The organism is Streptomyces sp. NPDC033180, from assembly GCF_055577645.1.
This window is the reverse complement of the sequence record NZ_JBVIPU010000001.1, coordinates 1,070,073-1,087,640: the sequence shown is the minus strand read 5'-3', so window position 1 is coordinate 1,087,640 and position 17,568 is coordinate 1,070,073. Positions and strand designations below refer to the sequence as shown.

15 protein-coding genes are annotated in these 17,568 nt (G+C 71.3%); 10 read left to right on the top strand and 5 right to left on the bottom strand.

Going from position 1 to position 17,568, the window contains the following annotated elements:
- Nucleotides 1–137 precede the first annotated feature (137 nt).
- A complete protein-coding gene (locus ACZ5WE_RS04920; RefSeq protein ID WP_467687884.1) occupies nucleotides 138–1,382 on the top strand; it encodes a flavin-dependent oxidoreductase in 1,245 nt (414 codons plus the stop codon).
- Nucleotides 1,373–1,852 (top strand): DUF1203 domain-containing protein, encoded by a 480-nt coding sequence (locus tag ACZ5WE_RS04915; RefSeq protein ID WP_467687448.1) that lies wholly within the window; start codon nucleotides 1,373–1,375, stop codon nucleotides 1,850–1,852. Before ACZ5WE_RS04920 ends, ACZ5WE_RS04915 begins: the two co-directional genes overlap by 10 nt.
- Here ACZ5WE_RS04915 and ACZ5WE_RS04910 read toward each other — a convergent pair.
- Complete coding sequence (locus ACZ5WE_RS04910) at nucleotides 1,849–2,736, bottom strand: LysR family transcriptional regulator (protein WP_467687450.1); 888 nt, start codon at nucleotides 2,734–2,736, stop codon at nucleotides 1,849–1,851. The genes ACZ5WE_RS04915 and ACZ5WE_RS04910 overlap by 4 nt on opposite strands.
- A gap of 75 nt (nucleotides 2,737–2,811) precedes the next feature.
- On the opposite strand from ACZ5WE_RS04910, the gene ACZ5WE_RS04905 reads away from it, so the two are divergent.
- Nucleotides 2,812–4,038 (top strand): MFS transporter, encoded by a 1,227-nt coding sequence (locus ACZ5WE_RS04905; RefSeq protein WP_467687452.1) that lies wholly within the window; start codon nucleotides 2,812–2,814, stop codon nucleotides 4,036–4,038.
- Nucleotides 4,039–4,083: 45 nt separating this feature from the next.
- Here the strand turns inward: ACZ5WE_RS04905 and ACZ5WE_RS04900 are convergent, their stop codons facing one another.
- Nucleotides 4,084–5,100 carry an aspartate-semialdehyde dehydrogenase gene (locus ACZ5WE_RS04900; protein WP_467687454.1) on the bottom strand — a complete coding sequence of 339 codons (1,017 nt, stop codon included), beginning with the start codon at nucleotides 5,098–5,100 and terminating at the stop codon, nucleotides 4,084–4,086.
- A 185-nt stretch (nucleotides 5,101–5,285) separates the two neighbouring features.
- Here ACZ5WE_RS04900 and ACZ5WE_RS04895 point away from each other — a divergent pair, with 185 nt between their 5' ends.
- From ACZ5WE_RS04895 to ACZ5WE_RS04885, 3 genes are read left to right on the top strand one after another with little or no spacing between them, the layout of a single operon-like run.
- Nucleotides 5,286–5,813 (top strand): RNA polymerase sigma factor, encoded by a 528-nt coding sequence (locus tag ACZ5WE_RS04895; RefSeq protein WP_467687456.1) that lies wholly within the window; start codon nucleotides 5,286–5,288, stop codon nucleotides 5,811–5,813.
- 2 nt (nucleotides 5,814–5,815) lie between these two features.
- Nucleotides 5,816–6,559 (top strand): hypothetical protein, encoded by a 744-nt coding sequence (locus ACZ5WE_RS04890; protein ID WP_467687458.1) that lies wholly within the window; start codon nucleotides 5,816–5,818, stop codon nucleotides 6,557–6,559.
- A gap of 52 nt (nucleotides 6,560–6,611) precedes the next feature.
- Nucleotides 6,612–7,577: a molybdopterin-dependent oxidoreductase gene (locus ACZ5WE_RS04885; RefSeq protein ID WP_467687460.1), complete on the top strand. Its 966-nt coding sequence runs from the start codon at nucleotides 6,612–6,614 to the stop codon at nucleotides 7,575–7,577.
- A 67-nt stretch (nucleotides 7,578–7,644) separates the two neighbouring features.
- Here ACZ5WE_RS04885 and ACZ5WE_RS04880 read toward each other — a convergent pair whose 3' ends face one another.
- On the bottom strand, nucleotides 7,645–10,938 hold the full coding sequence (locus ACZ5WE_RS04880; protein ID WP_467687462.1) for a S8 family serine peptidase: 3,294 nt from the start codon (nucleotides 10,936–10,938) through the stop codon (nucleotides 7,645–7,647).
- Between the two features lie 150 nt (nucleotides 10,939–11,088).
- The gene (locus ACZ5WE_RS04875) at nucleotides 11,089–11,646 is read right to left on the bottom strand and encodes a CGNR zinc finger domain-containing protein (protein ID WP_467687464.1); all 558 of its coding nucleotides are present in this window, start codon (nucleotides 11,644–11,646) and stop codon (nucleotides 11,089–11,091) included.
- A gap of 123 nt (nucleotides 11,647–11,769) precedes the next feature.
- Here ACZ5WE_RS04875 and ACZ5WE_RS04870 point away from each other — a divergent pair, with 123 nt between their 5' ends.
- The 4 genes from ACZ5WE_RS04870 (at nucleotide 11,770) to ACZ5WE_RS04855 (ending at nucleotide 16,418) form a co-directional block, all read left to right on the top strand.
- Nucleotides 11,770–12,663 (top strand): pyridoxamine 5'-phosphate oxidase family protein, encoded by an 894-nt coding sequence (locus ACZ5WE_RS04870; RefSeq protein ID WP_467687466.1) that lies wholly within the window; start codon nucleotides 11,770–11,772, stop codon nucleotides 12,661–12,663.
- Between the two features lie 9 nt (nucleotides 12,664–12,672).
- Entirely contained in the window at nucleotides 12,673–13,128 is a 456-nt protein-coding gene (locus ACZ5WE_RS04865; protein WP_467687468.1) for an NUDIX hydrolase, read from the top strand.
- 246 nt (nucleotides 13,129–13,374) lie between these two features.
- Complete coding sequence (locus ACZ5WE_RS04860) at nucleotides 13,375–15,159, top strand: TIGR03767 family metallophosphoesterase (RefSeq protein ID WP_467687470.1); 1,785 nt, start codon at nucleotides 13,375–13,377, stop codon at nucleotides 15,157–15,159.
- Between the two features lie 89 nt (nucleotides 15,160–15,248).
- Nucleotides 15,249–16,418, top strand: a complete 1,170-nt coding sequence (locus ACZ5WE_RS04855) for a serine hydrolase domain-containing protein (protein WP_467687472.1) — start codon at nucleotides 15,249–15,251, stop codon at nucleotides 16,416–16,418.
- A gap of 41 nt (nucleotides 16,419–16,459) precedes the next feature.
- Here the strand turns inward: ACZ5WE_RS04855 and ACZ5WE_RS04850 are convergent, their stop codons facing one another.
- Entirely contained in the window at nucleotides 16,460–17,515 is a 1,056-nt protein-coding gene (locus ACZ5WE_RS04850) for a hypothetical protein (protein WP_467687474.1), read from the bottom strand.
- Between the last annotated feature and the right edge of the window lie 53 nt (nucleotides 17,516–17,568).

Here is a 17,568-nt window from a genome sequence, read left to right as displayed (position 1 = left end):
ACCAACGCCCCGGGGGGAGCGTTCATGGGACTCAGACGGCCATTGCGATTACCGCGACTACGGCGATTATCGCGGTTACCCCGATCACATCGACTACATCGACTACAGGGATCGCCCGGCGCGAGGTGTGCCCCGTGATCGACGTACTCGTCGCCGGAGCCGGCATCGGCGGGCTCACCACGGCGCTCAGTCTGCATGCGGCGGGCATCGGGGTACGGGTCATCGACGCGGTGGACGCGCTGCGGCCCGTCGGCGTCGGCATCAACCTTCTTCCGCACGCGGTCCGGGAGTTGACGGAGCTCGGCCTCGGCGCCGAGCTGGCCGCCACGGCTGTGCCGACCGCCGAGACGATCCACTTCGACCGGCACGGCAACCACATCTGGGGCGAACCGCTGGGACTCGCCCGCGGTCACCACTGGCCGCAGTACTCCTTGCACCGCGGCGCCCTGCAGCTGATCCTCCTCGACGCCGTGCGCGACCGCCTCGGAGAGAACGCCGTCCAGACCGGTACGGCGTTCGTGCGGTACGCCGAGCCGGAGGGGTCGGGGGCGCTGCGGGTGACCCTGCGGGATGTGCGGCGCGGGCGGGAGTTCGCGGTGCCGGTGCGGGCCCTGATCGGCGCCGACGGCCTGTACTCGGCGGTGCGGGCCCGGCTGCACCCCGGGGAGGGGCCGCCGCTGTGGAACGGCATCCGGATGTGGCGGGGTGTCACCGAGTGGGATCCGGTGCTCGGCGGCCGGACGATGGCGTTCGCGGGCAGCAACGCGGCCGCGAAGCTCGTCGTCTACCCGATCTCGCGGGAGGCGGAGGTGCGGGGGCGCGCGCTGCTCAACTGGGTGGCGGAGGTGCGCTTTCCGGTCCATCACCACGGGTCGCCGGGCCCTGTGGACTGGAACCGCTCGGGACGCCTCTCCGATGTCCTGCCGCACTTCTCCGGGTGGCGGATCGGAGACCTGGATGTGCCCGCGCTCCTCGCCGCGACCGGGTCGACGGGGCGGATCCTGGAGTACCCGATGGTGGACCGGGACCCGCTGCCGTGGTGGGGGCGCGGCCCCGTGACCCTGCTGGGCGACGCGGCTCATCCGATGTACCCCGTGGGGTCGAGCGGCGGCTCGGAGGCGGTGCTCGACGCGCGGGTGCTCGCGCGGTGCGTGGCCCTTGCCGGGGTGGACCGGGTGGGCGGTCTGCGGGCCTACGAGGCGGAACGGTGGGGCCCCGCCAATGCCGTGGCCCTGGCCAATCGTGCGATGCCGGTGGACGAGGTCCTTCGGACTGTCGCGGAGAGGGCGCCGGAGGGGTTCGCGCGGGTGGAGGACGTGTTGACGGGGGAGGAGCTGGCGGGGTTGGGGGAGGGGTATCGGCGTATGCGGGGGTGTTGGTAACGGTCTTTTGCCTCAAGCAACTCCGCATCACCGACCACGCCGGCAACCCCTGCTTGCCCCACGTGGACACGGAAGGCGGCGACCCCCTCCGCTGCTGCCTGCGCCCCATCGCCCCCGGCGAGAACGTAGCCCTCGTCTCGTACGCCCCCCTGCGCCGTTGGGCGGCCCAGACCGGTGCCACCCCCGGCGCCTACGACGAGCGGGGACCCGTCTTCATCCACGCGGAGGACTGCGAGGGCCCCGCCCAGGAGGAGGGCTACCCCTTCGCGCGCCCCGGAGCCCTGCGCACCCTGCGCCGCTACAACGCCGAAGGCCGCATCATCGGGGGCCGCCTGATGGAGATCCCGGACCCGGCGACGGAAGGCTTCGACGCCGCCTTCGCGGAAGCCTTCGCCGACCCGGAAGTCGCCCTCGTGCACGTCAGGGCCGTCGAGTACGGCTGCTTCCACTTCGAGGTCCGCCGACCCTAGCCAGGGGCCCCCACCGCCCGCGCGAACGCCCGCACCCGCTCTGTCTCCCCGTCCCGGCGCCACACCATCCCGAGCACCGAATCCGGCACCCCCTCCACGGACACGAACGTGACGTCGCGCCGCCCGTGGTACTCCGCCGTGGGGCGGCACAGCAGCATCGCCCCGCGCTCGGCCGCGACCAGCGTCAGGCCCTCCTGGAGGGTGCGCACCTCCGGCGCCGCGACGGAGGAGGGGGCCTGCGCAGCGCGCCAGTACGCGGGGGCCGGCGCCGTCGCGGAGATCAGCGGAGTCCCCGCCAGGTCGGCCGCGTGCAGCGAGGCGCGGCCCGCGAAGGGATGCCGTACGGACACCGCGACCGTCTGCTGTTGGCGGGAGAAGAGCGGGCCGAGCACCAGGTCGGGCTCCTCGACGGGCAGCAGCACGATCGCCGTGTCCACGTCCCCGTGCCGCACCGCCCCGAAGGGATCCGAGAAGGGCACTTCGACGATCTCCGTCACGCAGCCCGGATGCGCCTCCTGGAAGTCGGTGATCGCCCCCATCAGCCGCGCGTCCGCCGTCCCCTGAAAGCCGATCCGCAGCCGCCCCGTGACCCCTCGCGCCGCCTCCCGCGCCGCGTCCACCGTGGCGCTCAACGTCTCGTACGCCGGGCGCAGTTCGGCCAGGAACCGCTCGCCCGCCGGAGTCAGCCGCACCCGCCGGCTCGACCGCTCCACGAGCCGTGTGCCGATCCGGCGCTCCAGGTCGCGCAGCAGCTGGCTGACGCGGCTCTGCGACACGTAGAGCCGCTCGCCCGCACGGCCGAAGTGCAGCTCGTCGGCGAGCGCGATGAAGCACTCCAGCTCCCGTATCTCGAGCCCGCCCACCACAACCGCCCCGCCTCTCATCGATGAGCCTCGCTCATTCAAGGATGAGATCTTCGCCGTTGTTCCCGGCAGGGCGTCCGACGAAGGCTTGACCCCATGAACGACCTCACGAAAGCCACCCTGGGCACACTCCCCGCGCTCACGGAGCCGCGGCGCTTCCTGCCCCTGTCCGTCCTCACCGTCGCCGCCACCACTTTCTCCGTCGTCACCACGGAAATGCTGCCGGTCGGCCTCCTCACCTCCCTCTCCTCAGGGCTCGGCGTGTCCGACGGGACCGCGGGCCTGACCGTCACGCTGCCCGGCGTCATCGCGGCGCTCGCCGCCCTGCTGCTTCCGGTCGCCGTGCGGCGTGCCGATCGGCGGACGGTGCTCGTCGCGCTCATGGCCCTGCTCACCGCCGCCAATCTCCTCTCCGCGTTCGCGCCCACTTTCGGGGTGCTGCTCGCCGCACGGGTTCTTGTGGGCGTGTGCATCGGGGGCGTCTGGGCGATCGCGGCCGGGCTCGGCGTACGGCTCGTGCGCGAGGAATCCGCGGGGCGGGCCACCACGGTGATCTTCAGCGGGATCGCGGTGGCGTCTGTGCTCGGCGTCCCCGCCGGTACGTTCCTCGGTGAACTCGCGGGCTGGCGCTGGGCGTTCGCGGTGATGGGCGCGTTCGCGCTGGCGGTCGCGGGGCTGCTCGCGGCGGTGCTGCCGCCGCTGCCCGCGTCGTCGGCCGTACGGCTCGGCACGTTCCCCGGGCTGCTGCGGAACGCGCGGCTGCGGGCGGGGCTCCTGGTGGTGCTGCTCCTGGTGACCGGGCACTTCGCCGCCTACACCTACGTACGCCCCGTCCTGGAACGGGTGCCCGACCTGGGAGCCGGGCTGATCAGCGGGCTGCTCCTCGCGTACGGGGTGGCGGGCATCGTCGGCAACTTCGCGGGCGGCGCGCTCGCGGCCCGCGACCCCCGCCGGGCGCTGCTCGCCATCTCCGCGGCTCTGGCCGCCGTCGTCCTGCTGCTCGGGCCGGCGGGTGGCTCGCTGATCGCGTCGGTGGCGCTCCTCGTCGCCTGGGGGCTGGCCTACGGCGGGGTCTCCGTCTCCACCCAGCACTGGATCCTGGCCGCGGCGCCCCGCGCCCGCGAGGCGGCGTCGGCGCTCTTCGCCGGGGTGTTCAACGCGGCGATCGCCCTGGGCGCGCTGACCGGCGGCCTGGTCGCGGACGGCTTCGGGACCACGGACGTCCTGTGGCTCGGGGGCGGGCTCGCGGGTCTTGCCCTGCTTGTCGTGGGGTACGCGAAGGGGGCGGCCACCGGGTACGCGAAGGGGGCGGCCACCGAATGAATATCGGCGCCCGCCCCCATCGGCGTACGGATGACGAGGTAGGACCTAGCCCTTGAGCTCGGCCGCCACCAGCTCCGCGATCTGCACCGCGTTCAGCGCGGCGCCCTTGCGGAGGTTGTCGTCGGAGATGAAGAAGGCCAGGCCGTTCTCCACCGTCTCGTCCCTGCGGATGCGGCCCACGAAGGAGTCGTCCTTGCCCGCCGCGACCAGCGGGGTCGGGACGTCCGTGAGGACGACGCCCTCGGCCGACGCGAGGATCTCGGCGGCGCGCTCGGCGCTCAGCGGACGCGCGAAGCGGGCGTTGACCTGGAGGGAGTGACCGGTGAAGACCGGCACGCGGACGCAGGTGCCGGAGACCTTGAGGTCCGGGACCTCCAGGATCTTGCGCGATTCGTTGCGGAGCTTCTGCTCCTCGTCGGTCTCGTTCAGACCGTCGTCGACGATGGAGCCCGCGAGCGGCAGGACGTTGTACGCGATCGGCGCGACGTACTTGTCCGGCGTCGGGAACTCCGTGGCCGAGCCGTCGTGCGTGAGCTTCGGGGCGTCGTCGCCGACCTTCTTGACCTGCTCGAACAGCTCGTCGACACCGGCGAGACCCGAGCCGGACACGGCCTGGTACGTGGCGACGACGAGCGCGGTGAGCCCGGCCTCCTCGTGCAGCGGCTTGAGGACCGGCATCGCGGCCATCGTCGTGCAGTTCGGGTTGGCGATGATGCCCTTGGGGCGGTCCGCGATCGCGTGCGGGTTGACCTCGGAGACGACGAGGGGGACCTCGGGGTCCATTCGCCAGGCCGAGGAGTTGTCGATCACGACAGGGCCCTGCGCTGCGACCTTCTCGGCCAGGGCCTTCGACGTGGCGCCGCCCGCGGAGAACAGGACGATGTCGAGGCCGCTGTAGTCGGCCGTGGAGGCGTCCTCGACCGTCACGCCGTCGAGCTTCGAGCCGGCCGAGCGGGCCGATGCGAACAGGCGCAGCTCGTCCACCGGGAAGTCCCGCTCGACGAGGATCTTGCGCATGACCGTGCCGACCTGACCGGTGGCTCCGACGATTCCGACCTTCACAGGGACATCCTCCGTGTGTGCATGGGCACAGGCTTTGGCCTGCGCCGGTTCCATCATGCGTCTGTCCACGGCCGCCTTGTCCAATCCATTGTCCGAAGTTCGGGATGTCACATTCCTGTGGCCCGTGGCCGAACGTTTCGGGCGCTCCCGGCGTCCTAGGGGAAACGTGGGGACGGGAGGGTGTCTTGCTGCGCGGAAAAACGCGACGGGACCGGCGGGAGAGGGCCGATCCGCTCGACGCGGCCCAGGAGGACCGGGTGCGGGCGGTGCTCGCGCTCGGCGGAGTGCCGCACGCCGATCTGCCCGACGGCGTCCAGCAGGTCAGGCTCAAGCTCCTGGAACGTGCGGCGGACGGGCGGGAGGCGCCTCGTGACGTGGCCGCGTGGGCGGCGGTCGTCGCCTCCAACCTCGCCATGGACTGGCATCGGGCACGCCGACGGCAGGAGCGGCTCGGGGAGCGGCTCGCCGTGCTGTGGCGGGAGGCGACGGACGAGGACGGGGCGGAGTCGCGGGCGCTCTCGATGGCCGTGACCCAGGGCCTGGACGCACTGCCCGGCATTCAGCGGCAGGTCGTCGTCCTGCGCTTCTACGCCGATCTGCCGGTACGGGCGATAGCGGACGAACTGGGCATTCCGGAGGGCACGGTCAAGAGCAGGCTGCATACGGCGGTACGGGCCTTGCGGACGCGGCTGCACGAGGGCGAGGTGGTGTGACGGTGGCCGAGGACGACGTGGCCGGGAACGAATACGACGCGCTGATGTTCGCCCTCCTGAACGAGCCCCTGACCGGTGTCTCAGGGCGGGACCCGGAGCTCGCTGCGGAGCACGCCGCGGCTGTGGCGGATGTCGCACTGCTGCGGGAGCACATCGGAGTGGTCGGCCGTGCGCTGGCGGTGCCGGAGCGGCGGATCGGTATACGTCCTGCCGAGCCCTCCGGGACCCCCGGGGCGCTGCGGCGGCACGGTGTGAAGGTGGCGCTCGGTCTTGCCGCGACCGTGGCGGCCGTCTCGCTGGTGGGCGGGACCGCCTGGCTCGCGATGCAGGGCGGAGGGGGCATCAGCGGCAGCTCGGACTCCGACGCGGCGAAGGGGGAGGCCCAGGAGGACAGCAAGGACGGCGGCGGGGCCGCGGAGGACCTCTCGCCCGAGGGCTACGTGGCCTGCGCGCGGCTCATCGTCGAGGGAACGGTGAACCGGGTCGAGCCGATCCCCGGAGCGGAGCAGGAGCGGATCGTCCTGGACGTCTCCCGCTACTACAAGCCGGTCAGCGGCAAGAAACAGATCACGTTCGTGATGGACGTGGACGTGGACCCGCGGCTCCGCCCGGGCGACCGGACCCTGATCGGCATCCCGAAGGGCGAGGCGTCGCCGGACATCTGGGCCACGCGGGGGGCGGACATCGCCAAGGACCGGGCGTGGATCGAGCGGGCGCTGCCGCGAGCGGAGGGGATGCGGTGCTGAACGCGCCCGAATGTGCTGGATGTAAGGGTCTCAGTATGCTTATGGTTACTACATGAAGCCCCAAGTGCCCGCGCCCGAGCCCGACTTCACGCCGACCGACGACGTCTTCGTGCGGAAGCACCTGGGCGTGCCGGACATCGATGCCGCCGACTGGGCGCTGGTGGTGGAGGGGCTCGTCGAGCACCCGTTGCGGCTCGACATGGCCGCCGTTCTCTCCCTCGGGACGCAGCGGCTCGCCGCCTTCCACGAGTGCTTCGGGAGCCCCTTCGCGCCGGATGTACCGACGCGGGCGGTGGCGCAGGTGGAGTGGGCCGGGGTGCCGCTCGCCGCGCTCCTGGACCGTGCGGTGCCGAGCGCGGCCGCGCGGCACGTCTGGTTCGAGGGCGCGGACACGGGGTCCTTCCAGGGGCAGGACGGCGTCACGTACGTCAAGGATCTGCCCCTGCCGGTGGCCCGTGACGGTGTCTTCCTCGCGCACGGGATGAACGGTGAGCCGCTCCGTCCCGAGCACGGCTTTCCCTTGCGGGCGGTGGTGCCGCGGATGTTCGGCACGAACTCGGTGAAATGGCTGACCCGCGTCGTCCTGGCGGACCGCAGGGCGGACGGGCTGTTCACCACGCAGCTCTACAACCGCGTTCTGCCGGGGGAGTCGTCCCGGAGCCCGGTGCGGGAGGTTGACGTGAGCAGCAAGTTGTTCGTGCCGAGGGAGGGGGCGCAACTCCGTCCCGGGGAGGTGGAGTTGAGTGGCCGGGCGTGGAGTGCGACGGAGGTCGTGAGCGTCGAGGTATCGGTCGACGGAGGGCCTTGGGAGACGGCCGCGGTGGACCCGCCGGGCGCCGGGCCGACGTGGCAACGCTTCTCCCTCGTGAGGAAGTTGGCGCCTGGGCGGCATTCGATCCGCTGTCGGGCGCGGGATCTCGCGGGGCGCGTACAGCCGCTCGCGGGGGCGCGTAATGCGGTGCACGAGGTGGGGGTTGAGGTCAAAGACGGCCTCAAACGCCGGCCGGGCTATTTCTAGCCCGTCCGGCGATTGAGGACGAACTCGGCGAAGCCGGTGATGACGGCACGCAAGGCTCAGGCGCAGCCTACGGCGCCGTCACCTTCTCGATCAGGACACTGCCGGTGCCGGCAACCGTCCCCCGACCGTTCAAGAGAGACACCTCACCGAACAGCTGACGCCCCTCCGCCGCGGGCGCGTCCGCCGCGACCTCCGCGGTCACCTGGGCGGAAGCCTCGTTCGCCAGCTTCACCGGCGCCGACTCGTCCACCTTCACCGAGCCCAGCGCGCCCGAGAAGAAGACATCCCGGTAGTCGTAGGCGGTGGTGCCGGACGGGATCGAGTAGCCGGCCACCTCGATCTCGTACGTACCGGCGGCGGGCTTGGTGAGGCTGACCGACTCCTCCGAGTCGCCGTCCGCCGACGAACCCACGACCGCCCCGTCCTTCGAGACCGACAGGTCGAGGTCGGCCGCGGTGTCCGCCGTCGAGCCGATGGCCACGTCGAGCCGCTCTGCACCCTCCGGCACGACCACGGTCGTCGTCTGCGTCTCGCCCTGCTTGATCGACGGCTTCGCCGCCTTCGCGGAGCCGAGCGGACCGCCCTTCAACTTGCCGTCCACGGCGGCGAAGTTGTTGGTGACCTTCCAGGAGACGGGCGCCGGCGTGCCGACCTTCGCCTCGGGCACCGTCTGCACGGCGGGGTCGAAGGCGACACCCAGCGCGGAGACGTCCAGCTTGTAGGGGTTGTCCAGAAGCGGCGACGTCCTGCGCGACTCGACCTCGATCTCCCACACGCCCGGCTGCGGCTCGGGGTACGAACGCAGGTCGGGGCGGCAGGTGTTGGCCGGGTTCTCGTAGTTGGCGTAACACGTCAGTGACGACGTCGAGTCGACCGGGACGCCGTACGGGTGCACCGCGATGAACCGCGTCTGGCTCTTGCCCTTCAGGCCGCCGAGCGCCACCTCAAGGGACTTGGCGCCCTTGGGGACGGTGACGAAGTACGACTCGGTGCTGTTGCGCTTCACCGCGTCGGACGCCGAGAACGTGAACGCGGGCTTGGCGAGCGGCGCCGAGACGACGACCGTCGACATGATCTGCTGGTCGATGCCCTCGGAGCGCTCGTCGTCGACCGTCAGGATCGCGCTGTGCAGACCGGCCGACTTGGCCTTCGCCTGCACCTTGACCGTGACCGGCTTGTTCAGCGGCAGCGTCACCGCGCCCTTGCCGAGCAGCTCGAAGGTGCGCTCGTGGTTGTTGACCAGGTCCAGCTCGTGGCGGATGCCGCGGTCCGGGCCCGATGTGCGGGTGATCGTGACGTCGTACGTCCGCTTCTGGCCGGTCTTCAGGCCGCCCTCACGGTCGTAGATGCCGGTGCCGGGCTTCTTCAGCTCCTGCTCCAGGGCGGTGTCGACCGGGGCCTTCACCGTGTACGTGTGCGCCTTCGCGTCGTCCTCGATGGCGTTCCAGGCGTCGACCACGTTGATCAGGCCGGTGCCCTGCGCGTACGCCTGCTCACCGCGGATACGGTCCGCGGTCGAGGTGAGCGCCGTGCGCAGCTTCGCCGGGGTCAGGTCGACCTTCTCTCGCTTCGCGGCGGAGAGCAGCAGCGCCGAGGCGCCCGCGGCCTGCGGGGATGCCATCGACGTGCCCTGCAACATCGAGTAACCGGCGGGCAGTTGGTAGCCCGCCTCGGCGACGGGCGAGCCCGGCAGCCAGGTCTGTGTGGTGTTGATGGCCGAGCCCGGTGCGGAGATGATCGGCGCGAAGCCGCCGTCCTCACGCGGGCCGCGCGAGGAGAACGGCATCATCGCGTACGACTTCTCCACGGCGGAGCCGTAGTTGGCAGCCCAGGTCTCCTTGGAGATGGAGGCGCCGACCGATATGACCTTGTCGGCGAGGCTCGGGTCGCCGATGGTGTTCGCGCCGGGGCCCGAGTTGCCCGCGGAGATCACCAGCTGGACGCCGTACTCGTCGATGAGGCGCTTGTAGAGCTCGGCGCGCGCGTTGTTGCCGTCGTTGAGCGCCGGGAGGCCGCCGATCGACATGTTCACGATGTCGACGCCGCGCTTCGTCACGAGGTCGATCATGCCCTCGGTGAGCGCGACGTTCGTGCAGCCGCCGGACCAGGTGCAGGCGCGCGAGGAGACGAGCTTGGCGCCGGGAGCGGCGCCGTTCATCTCGCCGCCGAACAGGCCGTTGGCCGCGGTGATGCCCGCGACGTGCGTGCCGTGCTCGGACTCGATGACGCCGATGTTGACGAAGTCGGCCTTCTTGCCGACCCAGTCGCCGCCGTACGGGTCGGTCGGCACGTCCTTGCGGATCTCGACGACGAAGGGGACGCGCTCGACGACGTCGGTCGCCGGGTCGTCCTTGCCGAAGTAGGCGACTTGGTGGCCGTCCTTGTACGGCTTCATCGTCTCGTCGTCGGTGAAGTCGTTGTTGTCGTTCAGGTCGACGCGGACCGTCCCGGCAGCCGGGTCGTACAGGACGCCCCAGCTGTCTGTGGTGTCGCCGTCGCGGTTGATGTCGCCGTTGGCGTCGCCGCCGACGGTGGCCGACTCGCGGAAGCGGTTGACCTGGAAGGAGCCCGCGGGGGCCTTCCACGTCTCGCTGTCCCAGGTGAAGACGGGGCCCGTGACGGGGTTGGTCATGCGCCGCCAGGTGCCGTCCGCGTCCACGATCGGGTCGGTCGCGGTCACCCAGTCGGTGATCTTCCGCTCGCCCGTGGTGGTCTTCCGGAGCGCGGGGTGGCCCAGGTCGACGCCGGAGTCGAGGATGCCGATGGTGGTGCCGCGGCCGTCCGCCTTCGGGTGCTTCTTCACGAAGTCGACGGCGCCCGTCTCGAAGGACGGGTTGTACGGGTTCTTCGCCGGGGTGTTCTTACCGGGCCCGGCGTACGTCCCCTCGGCCGCCTTCTTCGCGCCCTTGGCGCGGTCGGCGGCGGGCGTCGGGTCGTCGAGCTCGATCTCGTGCCGCAGGTCGATGCCGTGCACGGACGACAGCCTGCCCGCGGCCTCGATGGCGGACTCGGCCTTGCCGGTGGGCACGGTGGCGCGTACGTAGCCGAGCTTGTCGTACGTCCGGCCGACCGAGCCGCCCTTGACGGCGTCGAGCTGGCCGGCGACCTGCTCGGTGGCGCCGGGCGCGGTGGCGACCATCATCGTGACGGTCTTCTCGCCCTCCGCCTTCGCGTCGGCGAGGAGATCGGCGTCGGCCGAACCCAGCTTCTTCTCGGCGGACTTGGGGGTGGTCTGGCCCCCGGGGTCGCCGTCGGCCGCGAGAGCCATGGGTATGGGCCCGGCGGCGGAGAGCGCGGCGGTCAGACCGACGGCTATCGCGAGGCGGGTCGTGCGTCTAGCACTGGATCTGTGCATCAGCATCCCTGTACGTAAAGGTCGAAAAGGTCCGGAATCCGGAACCGGATGACCGCTCAGCCTTACGTAAGTGACTGCTGTTTGGGGAGAGTTGTCCGGAGAGGATCAGGGCGTGGCGCAATTCCGCCATGCGCCATCGGTGACATAGCGGGTGATTCAGGCCTCGCGGGCGCGGGCGTAGTGGCGGGAGGCCTTCGCCCGGTTTCCGCAGGCGGCCATGGAGCACCAGCGTCGCGTGCCGTTGCGCGAGGTGTCGAAGAAGTGCAGGACGCAGGCCTCGTGAGCGCAGGGGCGGATGCGGTCGGGCGCGGTGGCGAGCAGCGTCAGGTAGTCCCGCGCCGCCAGCCAGGCCGCGCCCCACGTCACGTCCTTGAACTCGGGCTCCTCGCCAGGGCCTTCGGGGGACAGGGTCGCCCGGATCCGCCCGTGTCCGAGGATCTTGTTGACGCGGGCGATCCCCGCCACCGCGTCCGGGCCGTCCACGACGGTGGAGATCGCGTCGCGCGCCCGTAGTACGTGCTCCAGCGTCGCCTCGTCCGCGCCGAAACGGTCGTCGAGCCGGTGGGCGGCGAGCCAGACGGTCAGCCCATCGGTGTCCGTGAGCAGATCCCGGCGCACGCCGTCCGCCGTCCACCGGGTGTTGAGCAGGTCGAGGGAGAGCGGCTCGCCGACGAGGGGGCGGGGGTCGTGGAGGTCGCGGGGCGCGGCGGTCATGGGAGCTCCCTTCGAGGCTAACCAGCAAAGGGTACGTGACTGGTTGACTCGATCTGAGTCTAACCGCTAAAGTAATTGTCAAAGGTTACCCGCGTAGGGTGGGCCGCCGAAAAGCGGAGTGTCATGACCCCGTACGACCCGTACCACCACGGCTCCCGCGCCGTTCAGGATCGCGTCGGCGTGCGGGAGTCGGCCGATCACGTGGGCCGGTCCATCGGCGACGGCATCCGCCCCGTCGCCGCCGCCTTCCTCGAACTCCAGCCCATGCTCGTGATCGGCGGCGCCGACCACGCGGGCGCCGTCTGGGCCTCGTTGCTCACCGGAGAACCGGGGTTCATGCGGGCCACGGGGCCGCGTCAGCTGTCGATCGCGGGCGGCCTCAGCCGGGCCGACCCCCTCGCGCGGGCCCTCGCCCGGGAGGGCACTCCCGTGGGCACGATCGCCCTGGACCCCCGCACCCGGCGGCGCCTGCGGCTGAACGGCCGGGCGCGGCCGACACCCCGCGGCCTGGCGATCGAGGCCGATCAGGTCTTCTCGAACTGCCCGAAGTACATCCAGAAGCGGCAGCTTCCGCAGGGCGCCATGGCGGACCGCCCGAAAGCGCCTCGCCGCGGAGTGAAGCTCACCGGCGACCAGCGCGCGTTCCTGGCCGAGGCGGACACCTTCTTCCTCGCCACCGTCCACGCACAGGGCGCCGACGCCAGCCACCGGGGCGGCAATCCCGGCTTCGTCCAGGTCCCTTCCCCCTATGAACTCACCTGGCGGGACTACCCCGGCAACTCCATGTTCCTGACCCTCGGCAACCTCGCCACCGACCCCCGCGCCGGCCTCCTCTTCCTCGACTGGGCGACCGGAACGACCCTCCAGCTCACCGGCACGGCTCGCACGGACCACGCCGACGACGGCTCCCGCACGGTCCGCTTCACCCTCACCGAGGCAGTGGAGACCCTCTGCGCGAACCCCTGGAGCTGGACCGCTCCCGAGTACTCCCCTGCCAATCCCACCCAAGGGGACTAGCGTCACTCTGTGAACAAAGAGCTCCGGGTGGCGGCCTACGCCGTATGCGTGCAGGACGGGCAGTTGCTGCTCGCCCGCTGGGTGGCGGGCGACGGCAGCAAGCGCTGGACGCTGCCCGGCGGCGGAATGGACCACGGGGAGGACCCGTACGACACGGTGATCCGCGAGGCCGACGAGGAGACCGGGTACGTCATCGAGCCGCGCGCGCTGCTCGGCATCGACTCGCTGCGCCGCCGCTACCCGCGCAAGCTCGGTGCCGTGGCCGACTTCCACGGCCTGCGGATCGTCTACGAGGCGCGGATCACCGGCGGCGAACTGCGTCACGAGCGGGGCGGTTCCACCGATCTCGCGGCCTGGCACGCGCTGGCGGACGTCCCCGCACTCGACCGGGTCGGCCTCGTCGACATCGGGCTCGACCTGTGGCGGACCCGGCCCGATGACGGACACCTGCCGGCGCCCTCCTGAGGCCCCCCACGGCCTTCCCTTCCCCGAAAGATGAACGTGGAGTGACCGCCTCCTCTCCGCTGGGAGAGGGGTGTGTGACCGCGGAGGGTGCCTGATGATCCACGTACGGTGATCGGCGTTGCCCGTTGCGGTCTCGTTAACGTGCAGGTCATCCCGGATGCCAACGATCCAGTACGAGCGGGAATTTCGCCTGGTGCGGAGCTGCCCGCGACCACTGCCGACGCGTTCGCAATCGGGGAGACGCGCATGTCGCGCATACGCTCTGTCGCCACCGCCGCCCAGTCCGCCACCCACTCCGCCGTGTCCGCCGTGGACCGCCGGGCCTTCCTCGCGGCCACCGGAGCCGTCTCCCTCTCCGCGGGCATCGGCTACGCCCTGAGACCCGCCACCAGCCACGCCGCCGCCGCGCGCGGACCGGCTCCCGTCGCGCTCTCCCGGCAGGCGCCCGCCGCGCCGCTGGCGCCGTACCGTGGCGGCACCACGCTGGGGGCCGTCGCCACCCCGCGCGGCACCTCGGGCTATCGGCGGCTCGGCGACGGTCCCGCCTGGGAGCGGGTGGTCCGCGGTGATCTCGCCGCCGCCAAGAACGGCCGCGAGGGGCGGCGCACCCCGCTCGCCGCGTTCGTCCAGTTCACCGACCTGCACCTGGTCGACGTACAGCACCCGCTGCGGTACGAGTATCTGCGCGCCCAGACCGCGAGCGCCTGGCGCCCGCAGGAGGCTCTCTCGGTGGCCGGCGCGGTCGCGCTCGTCGAGCGGGTCAACGCGCTGCGCGGCGCCCCCGCCACCGGATCGCCGCTGCACTGCGTGGTGACGACGGGCGACAACACGGACAACAACTCCCGCTCCGAACTCGACTGGTTCCTCAAGACCATGAGCGGCGGGCGCATCAACCCCAACACCGGTGACCCGCGCCGCTACGAAGGCGTCCAGGACAGCGGCCTGAAGCTGTACTGGCACCCGGACGACGACCTCCGCGACTCCGACAAGGCCCTCGGCTTCCCGCAGGTCGACGGTTTCCTGGAGGCCGCGCTCCGCGAGGTCAACAGCCCAGGACTCGGGCTGCCCTGGTACTCGACGGTCGGCAACCACGACGCGCTGCCCGGCGGCTGCTGGGGCCCCGGAGACTCGTACTTCTCCGAATTCGCCGTCGGCGGCCGCAAGTTGATGTCCCTCGACGAGTCGCGCGGCGCCGCCCTGTGGAAGGCCGTCAAGAAGGGCCGTGACCCCAAGGGCGAGCACTTCAAGGAGCTTTTGAAGAGCGAGGCGCGGCGGATGCGCTCGGTCACCCCCGACGAGAGCCGAGCGCCCTTCACCCCCGCCCAGTACGTCGAGGCCCACCTCGACCCGGCGTACAAGGGACACGGTCCCGTCGGCCACGGCTACACGCAGGAGAACCTCGACGCGGGCACCCAGTACTACTCCTTCCGCATCAGCGACGACGTGCTCGGCATCAGCCTGGACTCGACGGACCCCGGCGGCCACTACGAAGGCTCGCTCGGCACGGCCCAGATGGAGTGGCTGGAGCGGGAGTTGCGGGCGAACGAGCAGAAGGACGGCGGCGGGTCGTACGTCATCGTCCTCAGCCATCACACCAGCCGCACCATGCGGAATCTGCGCCAGGACCCGGACCGCCCGCGCGAGGGCAGGCACGGGGGCAACGAGATCGTCGCGCTGCTCGGCCGCCACCGTTCCGTCCTGGCGTGGGTCAACGGACACAGCCACAAGAACAGGATCACCCCGCACCAGACCCCGCGCGGCTCCTTCTGGGAGATCTCCACGGCCTCGCACATCGACTTCCCGCAGCTGGCCCGCGTGGTGGAGCTGAGCGACAACCACGACGGCACGATCTCCCTGTTCACCACCCTCATCGAGTCGTCGGCCCCGCACCGCACCGATTACGCCGACCTCTCCCAGACCGGCCTCGCCGCGCTCTACCGCGAACTTTCCTTCAACGCCCCTGGCGCGAAGCCCGCGTTGGGTGGCGAGCCGAGGGACCGGAACACGGAACTGATCCTCAAGAAGGGCTGAAACACGCTCAACCCGCGCACGGCGTTCAACCTCCTCACCGGCCCCGGGAGTCCCTCCGGCCGACCGCAGTCGACAACGGAGGAGAACGGATGTCAGTACGTGCGAGAGGCCTGACGGGCGTGGCCGCGGGGGTGGCCATGGCGGTGACGGCGGGGGTGTTCGCGGGGCCCGCGTTCGCGGGGGAGCCCGGTGGCGGTGGTGGGCACGGCGACCGGCACCGGGCGACGCAGCGGGCGATGGAAGCCGCGGTCAACGACGAAGCCCCCGGCGTGACGGTCCAGGTGAAGGACAGGCACGGTGGCTGGGACTCGGCAGCGGGCATCGGGGACGTCGAGCGGCAGACTCCGCGCGGCGCCCACGACCACTACCGCGTCGGCAGCATCAGCAAGACGTTCCTTTCCACGGTGCTGCTCCAGCTGGTGGCCGAGGGGGAGCTGAGCCTCGACGACACAGTGGGGCGGTGGCTGCCGGGCGTGGTCGAGGGCAACGGCCACGACGGCGACCGCATCACGGTGCGCCGGCTCCTCAACCACACCAGCGGGATCTACGACGTACTGGCCGACCCCGGGGTCCAGGACACGGTGTTCACCGAGAAGTTCCTCGCCCACCGCTACGACACCTGGACCCCCGAGCAGCACGTGGCCATCGCCATGCGCCACGAGCCGGACTTCGAGCCCGGCGAGGGCTGGAACTACTCCAACACCAACTACATCCTCGCCGGCATGATCATCGAGAAGGTGACGGGCGAGACGTACGCGGACGAGATCCGGCGGCGCATCATCGAGCCGCTGGGGCTCGGCGGCACCAGTGTGCCCCCGCGTACGGAGTTCGGTCTGCCGGAGCCGAGTTCGCGCGCGTACATGAAACTGTCCGGCGTCCCGGACGCCAGGACCCACGACGTGACGGAGCTGAATCCGTCCATGATGGGCGCATCGGGCGGGATGATCTCCAACTCCGCTGACCTGAACCGCTTCAACACCGCCCTGCTGCGCGGCAAGCTCCTGCCGAAGAAGCAGCTCGCCGAGATGAAGAGGACCGTCCCGCAGGGGGAGGGCGGCGAGGACGGGGGTTACGGGCTCGGCCTGGTGAGCCGCACGACCAAGTGCGGCAAGGTCGTCTGGGGCAACGGCGGTGATGTGCACGGCTCGACGACGATGATGCTGTCGACCGAGGACGGCCGCCATGCGCTCGCCGCCAACTTCAACAGCATGCAAGGCGACTTGTACGCGGTCCTGAACGCCGAGTTCTGCGGGAAGTGACGCGAAAGGGGCGGGGCCCGTCGTGCGCCCCGCCCAGGGTCCTACCTGGGGAGAACCACCACATACGCCGCCGGATCGCGGTCACCCGAAGCCATCAACGCGGTCCGTACGACCGTCGCCTGCTGTTCGAGCGACTCGCGCAGCTTCTTGGGTGTCAGGTGGACGACGGTGATGCCGAGCCGCTCCAAGTGCTCGCGCTTGCGGGCGTATTCGGACCACAGCGCGTCGTCGTCCGGCCTGAGTCCCTGCCGGGGTGCGCGCGTGTCCAGCTCGACCGCGACGGCCAGATCGGGCCAGTAGGCGTCGACGCCCCCCAGATGCGGCCCGCCGGGCAATCGCAGATCGACGTTCCACAGCGGATCGGGCAGGCCGTGCTCGGCGACCATCCGGTACAACCGGTCCTCGGCGATGGCCCGGCCTTCGGCCAGCAGCGAGTCCACCGCGTCCACCACGTGCGGGCGGGTGAGCAGCTTCGCCTGGTTCAACTCCCGCACGATGGCGGCCGGTTCGCAGTGACCGCCACGCACCGCCTCGGTGAGCAGCCTGCGCACCGCGCCCGCCTCGGTGAGCCCCGCCACGGCGTCGGCGAGGGCGCGCGGCACCGGGGCCACCGGAACTCCGTTGATCTGTACGGCGGTCGGCAGCGCCTGGGTCCGCACGAGCCGGGTGAAGCCGGTGGAGCGCAGCCGCCGGGTGCGCGGGACGAGGACGTCGATGCGGTCCAGGGAGAGCAGCGGGGGAGCCGACGAGAAGCGGTGCAGGGCGAGCGCGGCGAGCCCCGTGATCAGGGCGTCGGCGTACGGGGCGTGGGACTCGCCCGCGCCGGGCTGCGCGGGCACGGTCTTCGCCGCCTTGGCCGGCGGCCGCCCCGCGAACAACAGGGCGCCGTGCAGGCGCTCTTCACTGGTCGGCGGGCCCGGGTGCAGCAGGCAGACTCCCGGGAGCAACTGCTGCCAGGGCCCTTCAGGACGGCAGTGGGCGGCGATGTCGGCGGGGGAGATGCCGTGGGCGCGGAGCTGGGCGGTGCTCATGACGCGACGCTGGACGTCGGCGAGGTGACGGAGGGGGCGGGGGGAGAGCGGGGTGTTGTGGTTCATGACCGGGCCATTCCCGCTGCCCCTCCGCCCCCTAACCGCTGTTACAGGCCCGT